Source organism: Agromyces sp. Y558 (assembly GCF_059445415.1).
Genome location: NZ_JCAIUH010000001.1, coordinates 801,017 through 826,050 on the forward strand (window position 1 = coordinate 801,017; position 25,034 = coordinate 826,050).

Consider the following 25,034-nt stretch of genomic DNA (forward strand, 5'->3'; position numbering starts at 1 on the left):
GCGCACCGCGGTGTGCGTGAAGCAGGCGGTTACTCGTTGCCGAGGACCTGGTCCTGCGCATCGTTCCATCTGGTGTTGAGATCTGCGAAGAAGGAGTCCTTGTCGCCGTCGGCGGCACCACGCGCCACGTCGACGAGCTTCTGGCGGTAGATCTGCCCGGCGAGATCGATCTCGGAGGTCTTGATGATCTCGTCCTCGACGCCGGAGTTGCCCGTGGCCGGCGGGATCTCGAGCAGTTCGACGCCGGTGTCGGCGAAGTCCTGGATCGCCTGCGGCAGCTCGCTGTCGATGGGGGTCGGGATGGCGCCCTGGTCCTGCGCGAAGCCCGACTCGTTCACGAACCAATCGAGCCACGCGTTCGCGGTCGCCTTGTTGGAGGAGTTGATGCTGACGCCCGCCTTGTAGTCACCCTCCACGCGAGCGTGGAACGTGTCGTCGACCTGGTAGGGGAACGGCCAGAATGCGATGTCGTCGGGGTCGGCGCCGGCGTCTTCGGCCGCGGCCTTCATCTGCGGGGTCGCCCAGGAGCCGAGGAGCATGGACGCGACCTCGCCGGTGCCGAGCATGACCTTCGAGGCCTCCCAGTTCGTGGTCAGGGGATCCTCCTCGGAGAGGCCCTCGTGCACGATGTCGAACAACAGTCCGTCGGTGATGTACTGGAGCTTGCCCTCCTCCCACGGTGAGGGCTCGACCGGGAAGTCCTCGTTGATGGTGAGTTCATTCAGGATGGCGCGCTGCTGGTTCCAGGTGCTGAGCGGCCAGCCGTCCTTGTAGTTCGTGTAGAACGGTGTCGCGCCTTCGGCCTTGACGGCCTTCAGCCCCTCGAGGAAGTCCTCGGGGGTCGCGGGCGGCTCGGTGATGCCGGCTTCCTCCCACACGCGCTGGTTGACGACGAATCCGTTGGCCACCCCGCCCAGCGATAGGCCGTAGACCTGGTCGTCGAAGGCCTTCTCGCCGACGAAGCGGTACGTCTCGCCGAGCTCGTCGACGGTGCCGAGCGGCTCGAAGAACTGCGACAACTGGTCGAGCTGCACGGTGTTCGGGATGAGCAGCACGTCGCCGTAGTCGCCGGAGCTGAGTCGCGTCGTGACGTCGCCCTCGTAGTCGGTGACGGCCTCGAACGCCACCTTGGTTCCGGGGTACTTCTTCTCGAACTCGGCCGCGTACTCGGGGAACACGTCCTGCGCGAGGTCGGTGCGGTTCGTGAGAACGGTGATCTCACCCGAGATCTCACCGTCCTCCGCGGCGTTGCCGGCTGAACATCCAGCCAGGAGGCCGACGACGGCCGTTGCCGCCAGAATGTGCTTCATTTCCATGGTGTGGATACTCCTCAGTGTCGTCTTCGACAGGTGCGGGGGATCGTCCGTCGATCCGCAGTGACCAGAGTGAACTGTGGCCACCGCCGATGTCAAGGCTTAGATTACTAATTTATGTAAATGAAACCAAGACATGATCGAGAATGGATCTCGGCGACGATCACCGCGTGACGAGCGGTCCGTGACCCGGTGCGAGCGAGCCTTGCAGCATCAGCGCCGCAGCCCCGACCGCTGCCGTGTCGCGGGGGTTGCTCGACAGGTCCACCGCGATCGGGTGTGCGGCGCGGGCGAACGCGCGCTCTTCGAGCGTTGATCGAATGGCCTTCGCGTAGATCGAGCCGGCGATCGCGAAACCCCAGCCGGCGAGCGTCACCCGATCGAAATCCAGCAGGTTCGCGAAGGTCAGAGTCGCCACCGCGACATGGCGAGCGGATGTCTCGATGAGCGCCTCGGCTGCTGGATGCCCCTGAACTGCCGCGCGGGCCAGCATGTCGAACGCCCGCTCGACGTCGTCGGTGTCGAGCCCGAGCGACTCGCTGAGCTCCCGATCGCGGCGCGCTTCGGCGACGACGGCCGGTGGCGCGGCGTACCGCTCGACGCAGCCGACGTTGCCGCAGAAGCACGGTCGGCCCGACGGATTGATCGAGATGTGACCGAGCTCCGCCGCATTCGAACTCGCTCCGCGGAACAGGGAGCCGTCGACGACCACGCCGGCGCCGATGCCGGCACCCATGTAGATGCAGGCGTACGTGGTCTCGCGTGAGATCTGCCGGCTCCAGAACTCGCCGAGTGCGGATGCCGCGGAGTCGTTGTCGACCAGTACGGGCACGGCGACGAGCTCGGCGAGTGCGTCGCGGAGCGGGAACTGGCGCCACCGTTGAAGGTTCGGTGGCCCGAGCACGAGCCCTCGACCGACATCGATCGGGCCAGGGGCGACGATCGCGAGCCCGGCGACCCTGGCTTCGTCGAGCCCGAGCCCGATGAGGAATTCGTGGTAGTTGCGGGCGAGGCGCTGCACGACGCGCTCGGGCTCGTCGGAGCCCGCTCCGTCGAATCGTTGCCTGCCGAAGACGCCGCCGGTGGTGTCTGCGGCGATGAACACCGCGCTCTCGACGCTCAGCTGGATGCCGATTCCGAGCGCCGCCCGCGAGTTGATCACGAGCAGCGAACGCGGCTTTCCGCCGGTCGAGACGGTCGTGCCGGTCTCGCGCACGACCCCGTCTTCGATGAGCTTCCGGACGATGTTGGAGATCGCGGGCTGAGTCAGGCCGGTCGCCTCCGTCAGCTCGACGCGGCTGATCGGACCCGCCGAACGAACGAGGTCGACGACGAGGGATCGACTCCCGGGGCCGGCCGAGGATTCACGTCGTGCCATCGAACTCCACTCCGCTCTCACCTGCCGCTCCACGGCTGCGGGCGTGCAAGTAGGTTAGTTGACAACCGGTGGCGGACGACTGCATCGCGCGGCAGCAGGACAGGAGCGGTGATGGACGAAGTCGGCGTTGCGAACATCGAACGGCCGATCGGGCTCGTGCTTGCGAGACCGTCCCAGATCCTCGGCGACGAGCCGTACTTCCACGAGTTCGTGGCGGGTGCCGAACGGGTGCTGCGGCCGCTCGCCACCTCGGTGCTGCTCCATGTGCTGCCGACCCGTGCCGAGGAGATCGAGTGCTATCGACGCTGGGCTCGTGACGGGCACGTCGCCGCTGTTCTCCTGGTCGACCTGTCTCCCGATGATCCGCGAGCCGAGATCGTGCGTGAGCTCGGGCTCCCCGCGGTCGCGATCGGCGACCCCGAATCCGCCCAGGGTCTCAGTGCAGTCTGGACGCAGGACGACGTGGCGATGGCCGACGCGGTGCGATACCTCGCCAGGCTCGGGCACGAGCAGATCGCGCACGTGAGCGGTCCGAGCCGCATGGCGCACACGATCATTCGCAATACGACGTTCGACGAGACGTGCGCCGAGCTCGGCATCGCGCACTCGCGCATCGAGGCCGACTACACCGAGCAGGCCGGTCGCGCGTCACTCGAGCAACTGATGGGTTCGGATGCCGCGCCGACGGCGGTCGTCTTCGACAACGACCTGATGGCACTCGGCGCATTGCAGGCGGCGGCCGATCGCGGCATCGACGTGCCGGGTGACATGTCGCTGCTGGCGTGGGACGATTCCTCGCTCTGCCAGCTGTCCGCCCCAGAGCTCTCAGCGATGAGCCACGACGTGCAGTCGGTCGGCGAGATGGCAGCGAAGGCGGTGCTCGACGTGCTCACCCGTCGATCCCCGACCGTTCGCCGGGCGGCTCCCGCCGAGGTGGTGCAGCGTCAGACCACCGCCGCGCCACGAAAACATAAATTAATCATGTAAGTATTGACACCTGCATCCGGCGAAGGCATTCTGTTCGGAGGAACAATCACTCTCCGAGCCCCGGCCGCGGCTGCATCGATGCAGCGCCATGAGCGGCGAGGCACTCGGCGGAGACCGTCTGGAGCCACTGCATGACCCTCATCGACCGCGCGAGCGCGCCCGCCACCGCCGTCCACATCGTCGACCTGAACGGCGAATGGTCGCTGCGCTGGCTGGACGGACCGGCTGACGCCCCCGCGGAGGTTCGCAATCGCGAGCTGCCCGCCATCGTGCCGGGACAGGTGCACACCGACCTCATGCGTTCGGGCGGCCTCTCCGACCCCGACGTCGGGTTCGGAGAGCTGCGGCAGACGTGGATCGGCCGTTCGCGGTGGAGCTACACCCGCACGTTCGACTGGCAGCCCGCGACATCCCACGCCGTCGAGCTCGTCGCCGAAGGGCTCGACACAGTGGCCGAGGTCATCCTCAACGGCACCACCGTGGCCGAGACGCGCGACCAGCACCTCACCTACCGGTGGGATGTGCGCGAGCTGCTCGAAGTCGGCGCGAACACGCTCGAGGTGCGCTTCGACTCGGCTTGGGATGCCGCCGCAGCGCGGGAACGCGAGTTCGGCCCGCTGCCGAGTCCGTACGACGAGCCCTACCCGTACCTGCGGAAATCGGCCTGCAACTTCGGCTGGGACTGGGGCCCCCACTACGTGACGGCGGGCATCTGGCAGCCGGTCCGCCTCGAGGCGTGGACGGCGCGCATCGATCACGTGCGCCCGCTCGTCGAGCTCAGCGACGACCACCGGCAGGCGGTCGTCGACGCGGTCGTGCGAGTGCAGCGCGTGCAGCCGGCGGCGACGACGGTGCACGCCCTCCTCTCCGGCCCCGACGGCACAGTCGTCGCCGACGCCGAGACGCTCGTGCACCAGTCGGGCGACTCGTCGCTGCGGCTCGCCGTCGCCGACCCGCAGTTGTGGTGGCCTGCCGGGTACGGCGAGCAGCCGCTCTACCGGCTCGACATCGTCATCACCGACGAATCGGGGGCTGAACTCGATCGCACCACCCGCAACGTCGGGCTCCGCACGGTCGCCATCGAGACGAGCCCCGACGAACTCGGCGAGCGGTGGGCGATCGCGATCAACGGTCGCCGTGTGCGCGTGCGCGGCTACAACTGGATCCCCGATGACCCGTTCATCGCCGAGGTGACCGACCGCCGTCTCTCCGACCGGCTCGACCAGGCGAAGGACGGCTCGGCGAACCTCATCAGGGTGTGGGGCGGCGGGTACTTCGTCACCGAGGAGTTCCTCGACGGCTGCGACCGCCGTGGGCTGCTCGTCTGGCACGACTTCCTCTTCGCGTGCGCGGGCTACGACGAGACGGGCGGCATGGAAGAGCTCGTGCGGGCAGAGGCCGAGCAGGCGGTCGCGCGGATGTCGAGTCATCCGTCGCTCGCCGTCTGGTGCGGTGGCAACGAGTGCGTCTGGGGCTTCCAGGAGTGGGACTGGCCCGACATCCTCGGCGGCCGCACCTGGGGAGAAGGCTTCTACACCGGGGTGTTGCCGGCCGTCGTCGCCGAACTCGATCCCACGCGTCCGTATGTGCCGAACAGCCCGTGGTCGACGATCCCGGGCGCGCTCACGAGCGACGCGGCCTCGGGCCCGACGCACCTCTGGGACGAGTGGAACGACCTCGACTACTCGCACTACCGCGACTCCGAGCCGGCGTTCGTGTCGGAGATGGGGTGGTGCGCCCCACCGGCAGCGACGACGCTCCGCCGGGTCGTCACCGAGGGCGACCTGCTGCCGCAGAACCCGGAAGTTGTGCACCACATGCGCGCGGGCGACGGCATGCACAAGCTCGCACGGGGCCTGCAACCGTACTTCCCCGCCGCCGAGCGTGAAGAGGACTGGATCTTCCACACCCAGCTCGTGCAGGCTCGCGCGCAGGCCGCGGGCACCGAGTGGCTCCGCAGCCGCGACCGTTGCGCGGGCGTCGTGGTCTGGCAGCTGAACGACTGCTGGCCGGTGCTCAGCTGGTCGGCCGTCGACGGCGACGGCATCGAGAAGCCGCTCTGGCACGCCCTGCAGCGTTCGTTCGCGCCCACCCTCGTCACGTTGCAGCCGCTCGAGCCCGGGGGGGCGCAGGATCCGACCGGAGGCGGCGGACTCGAGGTCGTCGCCATCAACGACGGCAACTCGACGTGGGCGACGGCTGTCACCGTGCGACGGGTGAACTCCGCCGGCATCGAACTCGGCCGCGCCGAGATCGAGCTCGAGGCCGTTGCGGACTCGAACGCGCACGTCGCGCTCCCGACGGAGCTGACCTCGCCGACCGACCCAGCTGACGAGTTCCTCGTGGCCGACTGGGACGGCGGCCGGGCGACGTGGCACTTCCGGCCCGACCGTCGCCGGACGACGCCCCGTGCCGACTGGACCGTCGAGACCGCCGAGACCGCCGCGGGTGTCACCGTCACCGTCACGGCCCGATCCGTGCTCGTCGACCTGTGCCTCTTCCCCGATCGCATCGCGGATGCCGCGGGGTTGCCCGGCCGGGCGCTGCGCAGCGATTCGCAGCTCATCACCCTGCTGCCGGGCGAACGGCATTCCTTCCTCGTCAGCGACCGCGACGGCGGGGGGGCGCCGTCGATCGACGGCGACGGGTTCCCCGTGGGAGGCGCGATGCTGCGTGCGGCGAACGACCTGCCGGCGGCGGCCTCGTGATCGCGGGAGTCGAGACCGGCGGAACGAAGATCATCTGCGCGGTCGCCGACCCCGAGCGCCCGTTCGAGTTCGTCGAGTCGATCGAGTTCCCCACGACCACCCCCGCCGAGTCGGGCGAGCGCATCCGCCGGTTCCTCAGCAGTCGGGCTGATGCCGATGAGTTGGAGGCGGTGGGCGTCGCCTCGTTCGGTCCGCTCGACCTCGACCCGGAGTCATCCGACTTCGGCACCATCACGGCCACGCCCAAGCCCGGCTGGTCGCACACCGCGATCACGGAACTCATCGGGTCCGAACTCCCATACGACCTCGTGTCGGATGCCACGGGCTCGGCGATCGGCGAGGCCCGCATCGGCGCCGGGGTGGGATACCCGGACCTCGCCTATGCCACGGTCGGCACGGGCGTCGGCGTCGGTGCGATCATGCACGGCGAGCCGGTCGCCCGAACCGGGCATCCCGAGATGGGGCACCTGCCCATGCGGCGTCACCCCCGCGATCGGTACGCCGGCGGCTGCCCATTCCACGGCGACTGCCTCGAAGGCCTCGCATCGGGGCCGGCAATCGCCGCGCGGTGGGAGCGACCCACGCGCGACCTCGGCTCCTCGCACGGCGACGCGGTGCAGCTCGAGGCGTATTACCTCGGGCAGCTCCTCGCCACGACCGTCTACTCCCTCGTGCCGCAGCGGATCGTCATCGGCGGCGGCGTGCTGAAGATCCCCGGCATGCTCGACGCCGCCCGCGCGGCGCTCGTGCGCGAACTCGGAGGCGCGCTCGGCACCCGCCACCGCTCGAACGATCACGTCGGATTCGTCGTGCGGCCCGAACTCGGCGATCACGCCGGCGTCACCGGTGCGCTCGCCCTTGCGCACGCACGAGTCACCGCACCCAGGATTCCCGAACCGGCCAGCTGACCGGCCGCAACCATCCACGTCGAAGGAGACTTGAGATGACCTTCCGCCCAAGATCCCGCCGCGGGCTCACCGCCCTCGCCCTTGCTGCGAGCGTCGGCGTTGCCGCCGGCCAGCTGAGCGCCGCTCCGGCGGCAGCCGCACCCGCCGCCCCCGACCCCGAGTGGAGCAGTGTGAACACCGAATTCGTCACCCGCGACGGCGGCCGGCTGCTCCTCGAGGGGGATGCCTTCCGCTTCAACGGCGCCAACGCCTACTGGCTCGGCCTCGACGAGAACGTGGGGGGAATCGACTACCCGACGTTCTTCCGCATCAAGAACGCACTCGACACCGCCGATGAGCTCGGGGTCAGCGTCATCCGTTCGCACATGATGACCTCGACCTCCCAAGACGGGGCGAACCCGCTCGCGATCATGCCGCGCCTCGGCGAATACAACGAGGAGGCGTTCCGAACCATCGACTTCGCCATCGCATATGCGGGCAGCCTCGGCATTCGCCTGATCGTGCCCCTGACCGACGAGTGGGCGTACTACCACGGCGGTCATCGCGACTTCACCACCCCGCTCGGGCTGGAGCCGGGTGACTTCTATACGGATCCTGCGGCGATCGCCGCGTATGAGGAGTACGTCGATCACATCCTCTCCCGCACGAACGCGCTGACCGGCGTGCGGTACGTCGACGACCCGACGATCATGGCGTGGGAACTCGGCAACGAGCTCGAGGGCATGACCCTCGACTGGATCAACGACCGCGCCGCGTTCATCACGGCGCGCGCGCCCGAGCAGCTGCTCGCGGCCGGCCGCCGGTTCGACATCGACACCGACACCCTGAACGCACCGCTCGTCGACATCGTCGACGTGCACTACTACCCGCCGACCGCGTCGAAGGTCGCGGCCGATGCCGCGACGATCACGGCGGCGGGCAAGGTCTACATCGCCGGCGAGTACGGGTCGAACTCGGCGTCGTCGGAATTGCTCGATCCGCTCGTCGGCAACGACGACGTCACGGGCATGATGTTCTGGTCGCTGTTCGGGCACAACGACCGCGGCGGTTTCGTGCCCCATGACGACGGCTTCACCCTCCACCACCCCGGCACGACCGACAAGATGCGCGAGCAGACCGCGGCCATTCAGGCCTACGCCGAGGCGCTCGGCACGCCGGCCGGCGGTATCGCGCTCGACCAGCCGCTCATCACCGAGGTCGCGAAGTCCAGCGGGCTGAACACGATCGCGTGGCGTGGTGTCGCCGGTGCGGCCGACTACCTCGTCGAGCGTTCCGTGAGCGGCGGCGACTGGGGTGTCGTCGCGGAGGCGACCGCGGAGCAGTCCCCGATCCTCGACACCGAGGCGACCGGCGACGTGCGCTACCGGGTCACGGCGCGGAAGTCCGACGGCACGGCCGGGCCCGCCTCCGACGTCGTGCATGTCGATGCCGCATCCGGAGTGCTCGTCGACCCGCTCGAGAGCCTCCTGCTCGTCGAGGACGCCCTGAACGTCGCCATCGCCCCGGCCGTCGGCCATGCCGTCGCCGTCGCCGACGGAACTGACGGCGGCGATGCGACCCTCACCTGGTCGACGCCGGGAGCACGCGCGGCCGAGTTCTCGGTCGACACCGGCGACCCGCTCGACCTGCAGGTCTCGAGCAGCGCCGACGGAGAGACCTGGACGGATGCCGCCATCGAGATCGATGTCGCCGCGTCGCCGGCGCGCGTCGTCGCGACCGAGCTGGTAGGCGACCTCATGCGCATCGCCTGGACGGCCGACTCGGGGATCGCGGTCTCCCGCGCCTCGATCGACGGCGTCGCCGAGCGCGCCGCCCTCGTCGACCCGATGGTCGACCTCTCCCGAACGTCGAGCCACTCCGGTGCGTTGTCCGTCGATACGGGGAACCCTGCGCTCTTCGGCGGCGACGCCTCGCGGGTCAAACGCGATTCGGCCGATCCGGCTGAGCTGGTCTGGAGCTACGACGACATCAGCGGCCTCGACCTCACCGCGTGGTACTGGCCCGACCAGCCGGTCGTGCCGCTCGAGCTCTCGGGATCGTCCGACGGCATCACGTGGACGCCGATCGAGCCGGCCGTCGCCGGCAGCGGTGGGAACTGGCTGCGCTACGACTACCGGGTCCGCGGCCTCGTCGGTCTCGACTTCGTGAAGGTGGCGTGGAACGACGCCGCCGGCGAGCCGTGGACGCCGCAGCTCGGATCGCTCGCGCTGTACTCGCCGAACCTCCCGGCACCCACGATCCCCGGCGCGTTCGCGCTCACCAGCCCGGCCGACGGTGCCGTCGGCATGACGGCCGCGTCGCGATTGTCGTGGACCGCCGCGGCGGACGCCGCCTACTATCGCGTCACCCTTGCCCGCGATGCGTCGGTCGAGGACGTCGTCGAGACATCGGGAGCTCTGACGGCCACGAGCTATCAGGTGGCCGCCGAGCTGGTGCCGGGGGCGAGCTACGCATGGCGGGTTGAGGCGGTGAACGGCTCGGGCACCACTGTGGGCGACCCGGCCGTCGCGACCTTCACGACCGCCGAACTGCCCACCGAGGCGCTCATCATCGATGACTTCGAGGCCTACGCCGACGACGCGGCGCTCAACGCCGCCTACGTGCGCAACACCGGCGGGGGGCCGATCGAAGGATCGCTCGCCGAGAACCCGGCCGGCGCCACCCGGGCCGGAGCATTCGCATACGACCTCACCGGCCCCGGGTACGCGGGAGTGGTTCGCACCTTCGCCGACGCGCAGAACTGGTGGGGCTACGAGGGCCTCGAGTTCGACGCCGCCGGTACCCCCGGCGACACGCTCTCGGTGCAGTTCGTCGCGGCCGGGGCGTTCTGGGAGGCGAGCCTTCCGATCGACTCCGCGGAGTGGACCCACTACGAGATCGCATTCGACGACTTCGCTCCGCCCGCGTGGGCGGGAGAGGGCTTGCTCGACCTCAGCAGCGTCTCGCAGCTCGGCTTCTACCTCGGTGGTGACGGCGCCGGCACCCTCACGCTCGATGACGTCAGCACGATGCTCACTGAGGCTCCGCCCGTCAAGTTCGACGCGAGCGTCGGCCTTCGGCTGTTCCCGATCGGCTTCTCGTCACGGGCGAGCACGGCGAACGTGCACGTCGACAGTGACGGCGAGGTCGAGGGGCAGGTCGTGGAGGTGCGTGTCGGCGGCAAGGTCGTCACCGGCGCAGTCGGGGCTTCAGGCAACGCCGCGCTCACCCTCCCGAAGCTCCGTCCGGGTATTCACGCCGTGACGGCGCATCTCCCCGGCGATGATCGAATCGCCGCTGTGACGAGTCGAACCCGATATCTCCTGGTGCTCTGGTGACGCGCCGGTTTCCAACCCGTTGGTCGAGTAGCGAGCGCCAGCGAGCGTATCGAGACCCGGTGCGAGGTCTCGATACGCGTGCTCCTTCGTCGGGCGCTACTCGACCGGCGGGTGGGCCGCAGGCGGCCTACTCGGCCAGCGGGTTGGCCTGGGTCAGCCGCGGGCGAGGAACGCCTCGATGCGGTCGAACGCGCCGATCCAGACCTGCGTCTGGAAGAAGTCGCGCACCTCGGGCGTCGGGAAGCCGGTCTGCTCGACGGTCACGAGCGTGCCGCCGTCGTTCGCCTCGAACGTCATGACGACGTGCGTCGTCATGGTGGTGCCGTTGGGCTCGCTACCGGTCGACTCGGTGACGAGCCGGTGCGGGCGGTCGATCTCGAGGAACGTCTGCACCTCGCGGAACAGTGTGTCGCGGTTGGGCCCCCAGACGGCGGTCTGCGTGCCGCCGACCCGCAGGTCGACGTCGATCTCGACGACGCCGGGCTCTTCATCGAGGATCGAGAACCAGACCTTCTGCTTCTCGGCGTCGGTGTAGGCGTCGAACACCTGCTCGGGTGTCGCCGGCAGCTGACGCTGGAGCCGGAGTCCGATCGTCTCGTTCATCGCGGTGTCGCTCATGATTCCGTTCCTTTCGTGAGGGTGAAGTAGGCGTCGAGGCCGTCGAGGCGTCGTGCCCAGAGTTGCTGGTAGAAGGTGATCCACGACATGGCGTCGTCCAATCGCTCGGTGCCGAGGCTGACCTGCCGCACGCGGCCGACCTTCTCGGTCGTGACGAGCCCGGCGGTCTCGAGTACGTCGACGTGCTTGCGGATGCCGGTGAGTGTCATGCCGCTCGGTTCGGCGAGCTCGGTGATGGTGGCGGAACCGCTGCCGAGCCTGGTCAGGATGCCGCGCCGGGTCTCGTCGGCGAGTGCCGCGAAGGCCCGGTCGAGCGTTGTCGGGTCGAGGACTTCTTGCTGAACCATGTGGTTCAGTGTATGACACTGAACCGAAAAGTTCAATAACCGATTCTGTTGGTCGAGGAGCGAGCGCCAGCGAGCGTATCGAGACCCGGTACGGGGTCTCGATACGCGTCCTCCTTCGTCGGGCTCTACTCGACCGGCGGTGGGACTACATCGTGTCGAGGATCGCGAGCAGGTGCTCGAAGGTCGTGTTGGGGTTGACGATCGCGAAGCGGGTGTTCGTGCGGCCCGCGTGCGAACTCGGTGTCACGAAGGCGCGCTGCTCATCGAGCAGGCGCGCCGACCACGTGTCGTAGTCGGACTTCGACCAGCCGTCGCGCTCGAACACCACGACCGAGAGCTGGGGCGATCGCACGAGCGTGAGCCCGTCGCGCGACTCGATCTCCTCGGCGATGCGCGTCGCGAGCGCGATCGAACTCGAGATCGCCTCGCGGTACGCAGCGCCGCCGTAAGTCGCGAGCGAGAACCAGAGCGGCAGCCCGCGCGCTCGACGCGTGAGATGCGCGGCGTAGTCCGACGGACTCCAGTCGCCGCCCTCGGTGAGGGTGTCGAGGTACTCGGCGTGCTGCGTGTGCGCCCGCCGCCCTCTCTCGGGGTCGCGGTAGATAAGCGCGCACGCGTCGAACGGCGCGAACAGCCACTTGTGCGGGTCGACGATCACCGAGTCGGCGTGCTCGACGCCCGCGAAGCGCTGCCGGGCGAGCGGGGAGAGCATGGCGGCGAGCCCATACGCGCCGTCGACGTGGAACCAGAAGTCGAACTCGCGCTTCAGTTCCGCGATCGAGGCGAGGTCGTCGACGATGCCGAAGTTGGTCGACCCGGCGGTGGCGACGACGGCGAAGACGGATGCCCCGTGCTCCTCGAGTGCCGCCCGAACGTCGGCGCCCCGCAGCATCCCATCGTCGGCAGGCCGCACCGGCACGACCTCGACGTCCATGACGCGAGCGGCCGAGGCGATCGAGGAGTGCGCCTCGGCGCTGCACACGATTTTCCAGCGACCACCGGGCGCGGCAGGCACCGCGGCATCCGACCCGTCGACGGCGAGCCGGTGGCGCGCGTGCTCGCGTGCGGCGACGAGCGCAGAGAGGTTGCCGAGCGTGCCGCCCTGCACGAACACGCCACCGGCGCCGGCTGGCAGCCCGAACTCGCGCCCGAGCCACGACAGCACTTCGTTCTCGGCGTAGACGACACCGGCGCCCTCGAGCCATGAACCGCCGTAGAGGGCGCTCGCCGAGACCACGAGGTCGAACGCCGTCGCCGCCTTCGTCGGCGCGGTCGGAATGAAGGAGAGGTACTGCGGGTGGTCGGTCGTGATGCACGCCGGCGCGAGCACGTGCTCGAAGAGTGCGAGGGCCCTGGCCGCACCGATGCCCTGCTCGTCGATCGTGCGGCCGGCGAGCCGCCGCAGCTCGGCCTCGGTCTCGGGCTTGTCGAGCGGGGTGTCGTCGCTGAGGATGCGCCGGCGCGAGTATGCAAGCACGAGGTCGACGAGGTGAGAGGTCTCGTCGGAGGTCGAGTGCATGCGCGTGGCCGGGTCGCGCGGCTCGTCTGCGTTGAGGTTGAGGTTGAGGTTGAAGTTGACGTCGGCCCCACGGGCGGGTTCGTTGCGCTGCATCCGGATGTCCCTTTCGGCTCGACGCGCCGGAAGCCGGCGGGCCACGGGAGAGTTTCACATACGACGGCTGAACCGCGAAAATGCGTCAGGATTCCTGCGTCGCGCGCCGCTTTCATGTGCGAGACGGCGCGCGAACGCACGGATGACTACTGGTGACGCAACGCCGCCTGCAGTTGCTCGTCGGGGTCGACGAGGTGATTGTGGTCGTCGCCCCCGAGCGCGACCTCGGCCCACTCGAGCGTGCCGCTGAACGGGCCGCCCCAGACCTTGTAGCCCTCGTACGCTGGCATGCCCGTGTCGCACCCGGTGTCGAGGCCCTCGTCGAACGAGAAGTAGAGCGCGTGGGTGTACTCGACGCGGCCCGTGCCTGCCGCCTTGCCGTCGATGAAGAGCGACACGTCGCCGCCCTTGCCGATGCCGCCGCCGTCGTAGGCGAACTCGACCCGCAGCTGATGAGAGCCGGTGCCGATCGGGGCATCCGACAGGGTCGTCGATCGCTGCAGGCCGCAGTAGTTGTAGTGGAAGCCGAGCTTGCCGTCTTCGGTGAAGAACGACCAGCCGCCGGTGCGACCGCCCTGCGCGACGATCACGCCCTCGAGCGAACCGTCGTCGGGCGCGACCACTTCGGAGGTGACCGAGAACGAGCGGTTCTTCACATTGATCGCGACGTTCTCGCCGAGGCGCACCATGCCGGGGTAGAGGCGCAGGCGGCCGCCCTTCACGAGTGTCGGGCGACCGGCGATCTCAGGGTTCATGCGCTCGGCTGCTCGATCGTCCATCGGGAACACGTTGTGACGCGCCGCTTCGATCAGGAAGAGTCGCTGCAGCTCGGCGAGCTTCTCGGGCTGCTCCGCGGCGAGGTTCTTCGCCTGCGTCCAGTCGGTCGTCGTGTCGTAGAGCTCCCACACCTCGAGCGAGAAGTCGGGTGCCTTCGAGACGACGTCCCACGGGGTGCGATGCTTCGTGACGGCGGTCCAGCCGCGGTGGTAGATGCCGCGGTTGCCCATGAGTTCGAAGTACTGCGTCGTGTGGCGTTCGTCGGCGGATGCGTCGTCGAAGCTGTAGGCCATCGAAACGCCGTGCATGGGCTCCTGCGTGACACCGTTCACGGTGTGCGGCTCAGCGAGCCCGGCGACGTCGAGCACGGTCGGCGCGAGGTCGATGACGTGGTGCCACTGCTCGCGCACCTCGCCCTTCGCGGCGATGCGGTTCGGCCAGTGCACGATCGTGCCGTTGCGAGTGCCGCCGTAGTGCGAGGCCACCTGCTTGGTCCACTGATAGGGGGTGCACATCGCGTGCGCCCACGCGACCGAGTAGTGGTTGTACGCCTCGGGTCCGCCGACCTTGTCGAGGTGCTCCTTCCAGAAGTCGACGGTCTCGAACTGGCCGCCGCCGTTGGAGGCGGTCGTCAGCATGTAGGCGCCGTTGATGCCGCCCTCGGCCGAGGCCCCGTTGTCGCCGATGATGTAGTAGATGAGCGTGTCTTCGAGGATGTCGAGCTCTTCGAGCGCTTCGATGAGGCGGCCGGTGTGGTGGTCGGCGTACTCGAGGAAGGCCGCGTAGACCTCCATCTGGCGGGCGAGCACCGGCTTCTGCTCGTCGGGCACGTCGTCCCACGCGAGCAGGCCATCGGGGCGTGCGGTCAGCTCGGAGTCGGCGGCGATGACGCCGAGCTCCTTCTGGCGGGCGAAGGTCTGCTCGCGCTGGGCGTCCCAGCCGTGGTCGAACCTGCCCTCGTACTTGGCGATCCAGTCCTTCGGCACGTGATGTGGGGCGTGCGTCGCCCCGGGCGCGAAGTACACGAAGAACGGCTTGTCGGGCGTCAGGCTCTGCTGCTGGCGTACGTAGTCGATCGCCTTGTCGGCGAGGTCGGGCATCAGGTGGTAGTCGGGGTCGTGCGGCGGTTCGATGATGGTGGTGCCGTCGATGAGCGCGGGCGTGTACTGGTTGGTCTCGCCGCCGATGAAGCCGTAGAAGCGTTCGAAGCCGCTCTGCGCCGGCCAGTGGTCGAACGGGCCGGTGGGGCCCGTCTCCCACACCGGCACCTCGTGACACTTGCCGAACTGTGCGGTGTTGTAGCCGCTCTGGCGGAGGATCTCGGGCAGCGGCACGGCCGTGTTCGGCCGCGTCGAACGGTAGCCCGGCGACGGCGTCGCCGTCTCGGTGATGTGCCCCATGCCGACGGCGTGGTGGTTGCGGCCCGAGAGCAGGGCGGCACGTGTCGGCGAGCAGAGCGCTGTCGTGTGGAATCGTGAGTAACGCAGGCCCTCGCCGGCGAGACGCTCAGCCGTCGGCGTGTGGATCGGCCCGCCGAACGCGCTCGAGGCACCGAACCCGACGTCATCGAGCAGGATCACGAGCACGTTCGGCGCTTGGGCCGGCGGCCGCGCGAGCTCGATGGGCGGGAACTTCTCGTCGAGTTCCTTCGCGTCGTACGGGACCGGACCCTGGTAGGCGCGGTCGGGTACGGGAAGCACGGTTCCCGGTCGGACGTCGTTCATGGATGATCCCCCTCAACCGAGCGACGACGCGTCGCTCCTCTCGATCATCGCAGTGGGCACTCGTGGGGCGTAGCGGCTCGAGGACCGCGGGCAGCCTCGAGTACCGGCCTGCGCCGAAGCTATGCCGCGAAAGCGCCGGGGGTCGTACCGAGGATTCGTCGGAAGTGCCGCGTGAGATGGGCTTGATCGTGAAAGCCGGCGTGCACCGCGGCTACGGCGGGTCGATGCCCTTCGAGCAGGAGCCGCCGGGCTCGGTCGACCCGACGGCCGGTCACGTACCGGTGCGGGGCGATGCCGTAGGTCTGGGAGAAGACGCGCACGAGGTGACTCGGATGCGCGCCGAGCAGCCGGGCGGCCTCGGCGATCGTGAACGTCTCGAAGAGGCGTTCATCGAGCAGTTCACGCAGGCGTCGCGCCAGTGGTGCATCTCGAACGGGCTGCATCGGGGAGCCGAGGTGGGCGAGCACCTGCTCCCGGAACACCAGCACCCAGTGCTCGGCGGCCATGACGTCTGCGGGGGAGTGGAGCGCCGCGTGGATGCGTCGAACGGCGGCGATCGAGTCGGGAGAGGCGAGCGTGGGGCGTGTCGCCGCGGCATCCGGTGCACTCGCAGGCAGCCACTCGGAATCGAGGTACGCCACGCGTTTGCGGAACCCCTCGCCGTCGATCGCCGAGCGCCCGTCGTGCGGCACGCCCGGAGGCAGGAGCGTGATCGATGCCGGCGTCGCGTGGTGTGCTGCACGGTCGAGGTCGTAGGCGACGGCGCCGTCGTCGATCAGGAGCACGGTCCAGTCGTCGTGCGTGTGCGCGGGATAGGCGTGGTGGTCGAACATCGCGTGCAGCACCTCCCGCACCGACGGCACCTCGGGGTGCCAGGCGTGCACCGAGTCGACCATGCAAGAAACGTACAAGACCCCGCTGTGCGCCACGCGGAGACTGGGAGCATGCCAACCATTGCAGATACCTCACCTCTTGTGGATGCCTCACCTGAACTCGCCGCCCCGCCCCGCTTCGACACGAAGGTCGTCGTCGTGCTGCGCGACGACCTGGCACCGTGGCAGGAGCTGAACGTGACCGCGTTCCTGATGAGCGGAATCGCAACCAGCGGCCAGGATCTCACTGGGGAGCCGTATCGCGATCGCGACGGAACCGAGTACCTGCCGATGCTGCGGCAGCCCGTGTTCGTGATGACGGCGACGGCCGAACTGCTCCTGGCGGCCCGGTCGAAGGCCGCCGCTCGCGGAGTGTCGCTCGCGGTGTACACCCGGGAGCTCTTCTCGACCGGGCACGACGACGCCAACCGGGCTGCCGTCGCCGCGGTCGCCGCCGATGACCTCGATCTCGTCGGTATCGGCCTGCGCGGGCCGCGCAACGTCGTCGATCGCATCGTCAAGGGTGCTCGACTGCACGACTAGAAACCCATCACGAACCCGCTGCGTTCTGTGCGCGATCGTGCACTTCCGTTTCTGTGCGCGATCGGGCACACTTGGTGTTGTGCGCGAACGCGCACCAAGGAGGCCGCGATGCGAATCAGATCTGTACGTGAACTCGGTGGTGCTGTGCGAACCCGTCGTGAGGCGTTGGATTGGTCGCAACAAGCCCTCGCCGAGCGCGCTGGCGTCACCCGCGAGTGGGTGGTTCGTTTCGAAGGCGGCAAGCCGAGCGTTCGGTTGGATCGCGTCTTCGACGTGCTCGGCGTGCTCGAGCTTTCGGTCGACCTTCAAGAGAACGAACGATGAGCATGCGATCGTTGAACGTCTTCCTCGACGGCACGTACATCGGTGAACTGCAACAGACCACGGCAGGGGCCGTCACCTTCACCTATGACGAGTCGTACCGGGCTCGCCTCGACGCGACACCGCTGTCGATGTCGATGCCGGTTTCGCGCGCGACGCACCCGTCGCGCGCAGTACTTCCATTCCTCCAGGGACTGCTCCCCGACAGCCCGGGACGGCTCGATGAGCTGGCGCGCGAATTCCACACCTCGGCAGCAAATCCGTTCGGGCTACTGACGTACGTCGGCCGCGACGTCGCCGGTGCCGTGCAGATCCTTCCAGACGGCAGCGAGTCGACCGATGCATCCGGTCATCGAACGGCAATCGACCCACTCTCTGAAGACGAAGTCGCCGAGGTCATCGCCGACCTCGTCGCCCACGCCGACACATGGGGCTCTCGCGACACGACCGGGCGCTGGAGTCTGCCCGGTGCCCAACCGAAGACGGCACTCTTTCGATCTGCCGATGGAAGCTGGGGTGTGCCGGCCGATGCGACGCCGACGACCCATATCCTCAAGCCCGCGGTCGCACCGTTCATCGAACACGATGTGAACGAGTACGTCACGATGAGGGCGGCGGCGCAACTCGGTCTCGACGTCGCCGACGCCGAGCTCTACACGACAACCCGCGGCGATCGGGTCTTCGTGTCTGCACGCTATGACCGTGCGGTCGAGCGCGGCATCTGGGTCCGTCACCACCAAGAAGACTTCTGCCAGGCGCTCTCGGTGAGCCCGGCTCGCAAGTACCAAGCCGACGGTGGCCCGGGCTTCGTGCAGATGGCACAGCTCATCGACACCTTTCCCGACCTCGAGCAGCGACGTAACAGCCAGCGCCAGCTCTTCGACGCGATGGTGTTCAACGTCTCCGCTGCCAACACCGACGCGCATGCCAAGAACTACTCCATCCTGCTGCGGGCGGAGACCGCGACGCTCGCCCCGCTCTACGACCTCGGAACGCACCTCGCCTATCCGTCGTCTCGCCCGCTGGCTTCGGCAATGAAGGTCGGTGACGAATATCGTCTCGACGCGATCGGCATTCGCAATTTCGTGGGCATCGCACGCAAGCTCCGCATTCCGGCGGACGAGGCCGAGACGCGCGCCCGAGACATTCGCGCAGGACTCGCGGAGGCATACGCGACGGCGGCGTCGACGATCGGGTCCCCGAGCGAGCGCGCTGTCGGCGAGCGCATCGCCTCAGCCGTCGCTCGGCACACGGAAACCCGCGGGTGGATCAACTGAAGACGCGGGTGCATCGGCATCCGGCGTGAATAGACTTCGCCAATGGTGAGCGCATGGAATGAGCAGGCGGCCCGCTATCTGCTCGCCTCGACGATCTGTCCACGGTGCGACGAAGAGCTGCGAGACAGCCCGATCTGCCCGTCGTGCAAGGCCGACCTCCGCGGTGCCGAAGGGGCGCAGCTGTGGGCTGCTTCGCAACGCGCCGCCGATGCGGTGCTCGAGCGGCAGCGACTCATCGCGGCGTTGCCGACCGTCTCGCCGGCCACGGCCGCGGCGGTGCGGGCGGCTGCCAGGGCGGCCCGGTCGACGGTCGGCCTGCAACGATCTGCGCCGGTCGCCGGGCACGCAGGGGCCGCGGCATCCGATGCGCCGAACGCTTCCGGCGCGCCGGGCGTGACCGACGACCGTGAGCCCGCACTTCTGCGAACGGATGCCGCGGCGCCGGCCTCGACCTCGCAGCTGAGCGTGCAATCCGTGCTCGCCGTGGCCGGGGCCGGCCTCTTCGCGGTCGCCGCGATCGTCTTCACCTTCCTGAACCCCGACGTCGGATTCGCGATGCGCACCACGGTCATCGCCGTCGTGACCGCGCTGTTCCTCGCGGGAGCCTGGATGCTCCGCCGGCGGGGCGTGCAGTTCTCGGCCGAGGCGATCGGCGCGCTCGGCATGGTCTTCCTCGCTCTCGACGTGTGGGCGTTCTCAGAGCTCGCACCCGCCGCGATCAGCCCGTGGGCGTTCGCCGGGCTCGGCACCTTCATCGCTGCGACCGCGATGCTCGCGGTCGCGTGGCGCGCACGCATCCGCAGTTGGTGGTGGACCGCACTCCTCGGTCTCGCGGTCGTTCCGGCCTTCCTCGGTTACGCCGTCGGCGGGTGGGGCGCGGCTTGGGGACACGTCGGCGTGGTCGCGGTGGCGCTGGGGTCGCAGTGGCTCGTGCAGCTCGCGGCACCCCGCTTCGGCAGCGCACTGCACGCCGACCGGGTGACCCTCACCGTCGTGCAACTGCTCGCGACCGTGATGGTGCTCGTGCAGCTCGTGCTCCTCCCCGCCGCGTCCCCGCAGTCGGGCGTCATCGGTCGCGTGGCGCTGCTCGCGGCGCTCGCGGTGCTCGCCACCGTCGCGACACGGAACGGCATGCCGCGATTCTGGAGCTTCGCAGCGGGTGCACTCGGCACGGCCGCGCTCGTCATGCTGCCGCTCGCCCCGCAGAACCTGCAGCCGGTGTGGTTGACGACGCTCATGCCGCTCACGGGTGCACTCGCCGTCGCGGCATCCGGACTCGTCTGGCTCGTGATCCGCGGCGGCACGGTGCGAGCTCGCGCCCTGCAGGCCGGCACGTTGACCATCGGGCTCGGTGCCGCGCTGCCCGCCGGATCGGTGGCGCTGACCACGTTCGGGTCGGTCGCACTGGCGTTCGTCGGCACCGGCCTCGCGCCGCTCCGAGGAGCGAACAGCGAGCGCGGTGAGGCGGTCGTCGCCGACTTCGGGCTGCCAGCCGACGCCGTGCTCGCAGGCGTGCTCGGACTCCTCGTCGCCGCGCTCGGGGTCGCCGCGCTCGCCGCTGCGGCACGACGATCCGAGCCGCCGGAGTACCGTGCTGGATTCCCCGTCGGCATGCTCGTGCTCTCCCTGTGGATCGGTGCGGTCGGTACCGCAGCCTTCGTCGGATGGCCGGCATTCCCGCCGCTCGCGGGCGCCGGCGTCGGCATCGCGATCGCAGTGCTCGCGACCGCCGCAGTGCTTCTGCCCGTGTCGAGGTTCACTGGTGCGCGCCCGAGCGTGCGCGCCCCGTTCATCGCACTCGCCCACGTCGCCCTGATCGGCGCGGCGTTCATCAGCTGGATCGAGCCGGCCATCACCGTTCCGGTCGGCATCGTCGTTGTGGCGGCGAGTCTCATGATCGCCCGCCCGCTCGCGGCCGGCGTGCGCGTGCTGCACGTGGCCGCAGCGTACGCGTACGCGCTCGTGATCTTCGCGACGGGCCTCGACCGCCTCGGTGTCATGACGATCGCCGTGCTCTGCCTCACGACGACGGCCGCCGCGCTCTGCGCCCTCGCCGCGACGCTCGTGCGCCGCGTCGACGCCCGCTCCTGGTACGCGATCCTCATCGTGACCGCTGTGCCCTTCCTCATCGGGGTCGCCACGGTGCTGCGGGAGCCGAACGGTTGGACGGCACTCTCGACGGGCGTGACGTTCCTGCTCGCGCTCTCGCTCGTGCTCACCCGGCGGCCCGGCCTCAACCGGTTCGTGCGCTCGGCCGCCGCGGCGATCCTCGTGCCCTCGCTCGCGGTGGTCGCAGTGTGCCTCGGCTCGGAGTTCCTCGAAGTGAGCGGCTCCCCGGTGGTGCTGCCGGTCATCGCGGCGATCGTCGCGGTCGTGCTGCCTGCGACGAAGACCATCGAGACGGCACTCGTGAGCCGTGGCCGAGACGCCGTCGCCGCGGCATCCGTGCGACTGTGGATCGAGATCTCCTCACTCGTCACCGCGGCGATCGCGGTGCTGCTCGCGCTCGTGCGCGACGCCGCCGGGCTCGGTACGGCGATGGCCGTGCTCGTCGTGCTCGGCCTCGGCTTCGCGGCGACGCGCATCGTCGCCGGTCGGCCCTATGGCTGGTGGCTCGCGTCGGCGAGCTGGACCGGCGCTCTCTGGTGCGTGTGGGCGATGCTCGGAGTCGAGCTGGTCGAGCCGTACACGCTGCCGCCAGCCCTCGCCGCCGTGATCGTGGGGGCGGTCCTCGTCGCTCGCGGGCGTGCAGGGGCGGCCCTGTTCACGAGCGGCCTCGCCTGCGCACTCGTGCCGTCGCTCGTGCTGCTCGGCGCGTGGGGTTCGGCCGACGGGGCGTTCGCGTGGCGCACGGCGGCGCTGCTCGCGGCATCCGTCGTGCTGCTCGTGGCGGGCTGGTTGCTGACTCGACCGGCCGGTGCGGCGAGTGCACGGATGCTTCGGGCCCCCGTGCTCGCGGGCGCGCTGCTTGCGGCGGCGGCCGCTCCGATCCAGGCGGTGCGGTGGGGTCTCGAACGCGACGTGCTGCCGCTCGCCGCCCCCGACCTCGTGATGCTGCCGGTGCTCGGGCTGACCCTCGCAGGTGTGGTGCTCGCGGTCGCGACGGTTTGGGTGCTGCACGACGGCGCAATGAATGCGGCGGCCTCGGCGACCATCGCGACTGCGACCGCGCCTGCGCCGGTGGGTACGAGACTCGACCTCTGGCTGCTCGGCACGAGGTGGCTTTTCGCGCCGGCCCTGGTCTTCCTCGTCGCGGGGCCGATCACGGCGATCCGGCGCGAGTGGTTCGCGATCTGGACGCTCTGGGTGCTCATGGCGCTTCTGTTGGCCCTCGCGCTCATCACGGTCGCGCTTGCGAGACGAGCGCGCCCGGTGCTGCCGCCGTTCTGGTTCACGTACGCGCTCGCGTGGGTCACCGGCGTCACGGGGTGGAGCGAACGTGATCTGCGCGTCGAGGTGTACTCGCTGCCGCTCGGGCTCGCGGTGCTCGCGGCGGGCATCATCGCGATGCGGCCGGCGGCGGCGGGAGCGGCGGGGGCCGCGGCGGGGGCAGTGGCCGGGGTGGCCGCGGGGGCGGCGGCGCCGGTGTATCCGTCGCTCAATTCATGGCCGATCGGATTCCGCGGCAGCTGGCGCCTCCTCGCACCGGGCATCGTGCTCACCTTCCTGCCGTCGGTGCTCGCAACCGGCACCGACCCGCAGCTGTACCGGCCGATCCTCGTGATCGCGCTCGCGCTCGTCGCGATCCTCGTGGGCTCGTCGCGCAAGCTCGCGGCGCCGTTCCTGCTCGGGCTCGCGGTGCTGCCGATCGAGAACATCGTGGTGTTCTCGGCGCAGGTCGACCGTGCGGTCGGGGCGATGCCGTGGTGGATCACGCTCGCGACGGCCGGTGCGGTGCTGCTCGCGATCGCGGTCGGATCGGAGCGTCGAACCAACCAGGGCGGTGGCGTCGCTGCGCGGCTACGCGAACTCGAATAGGCCCGTGATCGGGGCCCGGCATTCCGACATTGCTCGGCACGTGCTGCCGCGACCCTTTGCGGCGTGACGGCGATTTGAAAGCGTCGCGTTGCGGCAAAGGGTCGCGGGAAAGGTCGCGACAAAGGGTCGCGGCAGAAGGTCGCGGCTCGGGCTGCGTTGTGACGGCACCAGTGCGTGACCACTGGCGAGGAGCTGCGAAGCGGGTATTCTCGCGCCGGTCAGCCCGGAATCGTCGCGGTGCCCGCTGTTGTCGGTAGCGTCAGCACATGCTCTTCGTCGCTGCGGCCCTGATGACGGTGCTCGGCATCGCCCACTCGATCCTCGGCGAGGTGTACATCGTCGGCCCGCTGTACCGGCAGGCCGAGCTTCCGCAGCTTCGCGGTGTCGGGTTCCCGCTCGGCACGATCCGTTTCGCCTGGCACGTGACGTCGATGCTCGCACTCGGCATCGCCGTCGTGCTCCTGTTGTTCGCGATCGGCACGACGGCGTCCACCGTCGTCGCCGCGATCGGCTGGACCCTGCTCGCGTGCAGCCTGCTGCCGCTGGTCTACAGCCGCGGGCGGCATCCGTCGTGGATCGTCTTCATCGCCGCAGGGGCGCTCTGCCTGCTGTGGGCGGCGGGGCTCTTCACGTAGCTCAGCCGGCGCCTCGAGGCGGTGCCGATTGCATCGAGGCCGACTGGCATCCCCGACGAGCTCGCGACCCGGCGGAGTTGTCAAGCACCGGATCTCCGCCATCCTCGCGACCCTTCGCGTGCGCTGAGGGCTTCACGCCGCATCCTGTCGTCCGCTTGCGGCGGATGATCGTTGTCAGCACGATGGAACCGGGAACCCGGGGCCACAGCGCCGATCGTGAGGAACGCAGAATGCCTGATCTGTTCGACGTTGCGGTGGTTGGCGGCGGTCCGGCCGGGCTGAGCGCCGCACTCTCATTGACGCGGGCGCGCCGGCGCGTGATCGTGTTCGATGCGGGCGACCCGAGAAACGGCGTCGCCCAGCACATGCACGGCGTGCTCGGCCATGACGGGCTGCCGCCGACGCGGCTGCTCGAGCTGGGTCGCGGCGAGGTCGAGCAGTACGGCGGCGTTGTCGTCGATGGGCGAGTCGAGACCGCTCGCGCAGGCCGTGGCGGCATCGAGGTCGACGGCCCTTCAGAGGTCGTGACAGCACGGCGGCTGATCGTCGCCACCGGGCTCCGAGACGGGCTCCCTGACATTCCCGGCTTGCGCGAGCAGTGGGGTCGCGGTGTCGTCGTGTGCCCCTATTGCGACGGGTGGGAACGTCGCGACCACACGATCGGCGTCGTCGCAACCGGACCCAAGGGGATCGTCCAGGCGCACCAGTTGCGCCAATGGTCGGACCGGATCGTCTACTTCCCGAACGACCTCGGAGAGCCCTCGGCAGAAGCGCGGCAGGCGCTCGAGCTGCGCGACATTCGGATCGAGCCCGGGCGGGTACAAGCTGTTCGCTCGAACGCCGGCCGGCTCGATGCCGTCGAGCTGCGCGACGGCAGGTCGGTGCCGGTCGACACGATCTTCACCGCAACCACGCTGCACCCGCGAGACCAGCTGCTGCACAATTTGGGCGCGCGAAGTCGCGACGACGCCGACGGCTCCTGGGTCGTGGTCGACCCCGATGGCCGCACGAGTGTCGAGCATGTCTGGGCCGTGGGCAACGTGGTCGATCCACGCTCGAACGTCTCGGTGTCGCTCGGAGCGGGGTCGCTGATCGCCGGAGCCATCAACGCCGATCTCACTGCTGAGGACATCGCCGGCGGCTGAACGCGGCGAACCGGGCCGGCGAGCTCGTCACCGGGCGTTGACGAGCACCTGAGGTTCAGCAGGGCGCCCCGCTTCAGCGAGCCGGCCCTCTTCCGCGTGCTGTGCGTCGTAACGGTTGCGTGCCTCGGCGATCTCGCCCTGATTCAGTTCGGTCCAGTCCACCAGGAGCTTGATCGTGCCGTACAGCGTCGCGCCGAGTGGAGTCAGCTCGTAGTCGACACGAGGTGGCACCGTCGCCCACACGGTGCGTTTCACGATGCCGTCGCGCTCGAGGTGCCTGAGCGTCTGGGTGAGCATGCGCTGGCTCACCCCGTCGATCGCACGACGAAGCTCCATGAATCGCAGCGAACGTCGTTCGAGGAGCGCGATCGTCAGGAGCGACCATTTGTCGGCGACCCGATCGAGGATCTGCCGCACGTCGCAGTCTTCGCGGGTGTCCCACTGGTGCGCGTCATCGGGGTCGGTATCCCTGCAGTAACCGGATGAGTTAAAAGTGCCGTCTTCCACAGTTCCCAATAGTGACTCAAGATGGGCCTAGTTACAAGAAGTAACCATGATTCGTCTGGTGAAGGGA

At 69.2% G+C, this 25,034-nt stretch carries 18 protein-coding genes; 10 read left to right on the top strand and 8 right to left on the bottom strand.

What is annotated here, in order from left to right:
- Positions 1-29 precede the first annotated feature (29 nt).
- Both AC1C2T_RS03860 and AC1C2T_RS03865 read right to left on the bottom strand, forming a co-directional pair.
- A complete protein-coding gene (locus AC1C2T_RS03860) occupies positions 30-1,310 on the bottom strand; it encodes an ABC transporter substrate-binding protein (RefSeq protein WP_495384310.1) in 1,281 nt (426 codons plus the stop codon).
- A gap of 166 nt (positions 1,311-1,476) precedes the next feature.
- Positions 1,477-2,691, bottom strand: a complete 1,215-nt coding sequence (locus tag AC1C2T_RS03865) for an ROK family transcriptional regulator (RefSeq protein WP_495361548.1) — start codon at positions 2,689-2,691, stop codon at positions 1,477-1,479.
- Positions 2,692-2,802: 111 nt separating this feature from the next.
- Between AC1C2T_RS03865 and AC1C2T_RS03870 the strand changes: the two genes are divergently transcribed.
- The 4 genes from AC1C2T_RS03870 (at position 2,803) to AC1C2T_RS03885 (ending at position 10,611) form a co-directional block, all read left to right on the top strand.
- Positions 2,803-3,678 carry a LacI family DNA-binding transcriptional regulator gene (locus tag AC1C2T_RS03870; RefSeq protein WP_495384311.1) on the top strand — a complete coding sequence of 292 codons (876 nt, stop codon included), beginning with the start codon at positions 2,803-2,805 and terminating at the stop codon, positions 3,676-3,678.
- Between the two features lie 131 nt (positions 3,679-3,809).
- Positions 3,810-6,386, top strand: coding sequence for a glycoside hydrolase family 2 protein (locus AC1C2T_RS03875; RefSeq protein ID WP_495384312.1), 2,577 nt, complete (start codon positions 3,810-3,812; stop codon positions 6,384-6,386).
- On the top strand, positions 6,383-7,294 hold the full coding sequence (locus AC1C2T_RS03880) for an ROK family protein (RefSeq protein ID WP_495384313.1): 912 nt from the start codon (positions 6,383-6,385) through the stop codon (positions 7,292-7,294). Before AC1C2T_RS03875 ends, AC1C2T_RS03880 begins: the two co-directional genes overlap by 4 nt.
- A 35-nt stretch (positions 7,295-7,329) precedes the next feature.
- Positions 7,330-10,611, top strand: a complete 3,282-nt coding sequence (locus AC1C2T_RS03885) for a carbohydrate binding domain-containing protein (protein ID WP_495384314.1) — start codon at positions 7,330-7,332, stop codon at positions 10,609-10,611.
- A gap of 153 nt (positions 10,612-10,764) precedes the next feature.
- Here AC1C2T_RS03885 and AC1C2T_RS03890 read toward each other — a convergent pair whose 3' ends face one another.
- The 5 genes from AC1C2T_RS03890 to AC1C2T_RS03910 form a co-directional block, all read right to left on the bottom strand.
- Positions 10,765-11,229: an SRPBCC family protein gene (locus AC1C2T_RS03890; protein ID WP_495384315.1), complete on the bottom strand. Its 465-nt coding sequence runs from the start codon at positions 11,227-11,229 to the stop codon at positions 10,765-10,767.
- Positions 11,226-11,576, bottom strand: coding sequence for an ArsR/SmtB family transcription factor (locus AC1C2T_RS03895; RefSeq protein WP_495361542.1), 351 nt, complete (start codon positions 11,574-11,576; stop codon positions 11,226-11,228). The genes AC1C2T_RS03890 and AC1C2T_RS03895 overlap by 4 nt, the downstream gene beginning before the upstream one ends.
- Before the next feature lie 145 nt (positions 11,577-11,721).
- Positions 11,722-13,095, bottom strand: coding sequence for a pyridoxal phosphate-dependent decarboxylase family protein (locus AC1C2T_RS03900; protein ID WP_495361975.1), 1,374 nt, complete (start codon positions 13,093-13,095; stop codon positions 11,722-11,724).
- A 239-nt stretch (positions 13,096-13,334) separates the two neighbouring features.
- A complete protein-coding gene (locus AC1C2T_RS03905) occupies positions 13,335-15,689 on the bottom strand; it encodes an arylsulfatase (RefSeq protein WP_495384316.1) in 2,355 nt (784 codons plus the stop codon).
- Between the two features lie 119 nt (positions 15,690-15,808).
- Positions 15,809-16,585 (bottom strand): helix-turn-helix transcriptional regulator, encoded by a 777-nt coding sequence (locus AC1C2T_RS03910; RefSeq protein ID WP_495361540.1) that lies wholly within the window; start codon positions 16,583-16,585, stop codon positions 15,809-15,811.
- 48 nt (positions 16,586-16,633) lie between these two features.
- Between AC1C2T_RS03910 and AC1C2T_RS03915 the strand changes: the two genes are divergently transcribed.
- The 6 genes from AC1C2T_RS03915 (at position 16,634) to AC1C2T_RS03940 (ending at position 24,460) form a co-directional block, all read left to right on the top strand.
- The gene (locus AC1C2T_RS03915; protein ID WP_495384317.1) at positions 16,634-17,104 is read left to right on the top strand and encodes a DUF2000 family protein; all 471 of its coding nucleotides are present in this window, start codon (positions 16,634-16,636) and stop codon (positions 17,102-17,104) included.
- A 108-nt stretch (positions 17,105-17,212) separates the two neighbouring features.
- A complete protein-coding gene (locus AC1C2T_RS03920; protein ID WP_495351966.1) occupies positions 17,213-17,428 on the top strand; it encodes a helix-turn-helix domain-containing protein in 216 nt (71 codons plus the stop codon).
- Positions 17,425-18,702, top strand: coding sequence for a type II toxin-antitoxin system HipA family toxin (locus tag AC1C2T_RS03925; protein WP_495384318.1), 1,278 nt, complete (start codon positions 17,425-17,427; stop codon positions 18,700-18,702). Before AC1C2T_RS03920 ends, AC1C2T_RS03925 begins: the two co-directional genes overlap by 4 nt.
- Positions 18,703-18,744: 42 nt before the next feature.
- Positions 18,745-22,680, top strand: a complete 3,936-nt coding sequence (locus AC1C2T_RS03930; RefSeq protein ID WP_495384319.1) for an SCO7613 C-terminal domain-containing membrane protein — start codon at positions 18,745-18,747, stop codon at positions 22,678-22,680.
- A gap of 266 nt (positions 22,681-22,946) precedes the next feature.
- A complete protein-coding gene (locus AC1C2T_RS03935) occupies positions 22,947-23,315 on the top strand; it encodes a hypothetical protein (RefSeq protein WP_495361537.1) in 369 nt (122 codons plus the stop codon).
- Positions 23,316-23,545: 230 nt separating this feature from the next.
- On the top strand, positions 23,546-24,460 hold the full coding sequence (locus tag AC1C2T_RS03940) for an NAD(P)/FAD-dependent oxidoreductase (RefSeq protein ID WP_495384320.1): 915 nt from the start codon (positions 23,546-23,548) through the stop codon (positions 24,458-24,460).
- A gap of 27 nt (positions 24,461-24,487) precedes the next feature.
- Here AC1C2T_RS03940 and AC1C2T_RS03945 read toward each other — a convergent pair whose 3' ends face one another.
- On the bottom strand, positions 24,488-24,967 hold the full coding sequence (locus AC1C2T_RS03945) for a winged helix-turn-helix transcriptional regulator (protein ID WP_495361973.1): 480 nt from the start codon (positions 24,965-24,967) through the stop codon (positions 24,488-24,490).
- Positions 24,968-25,034 lie beyond the last annotated feature (67 nt).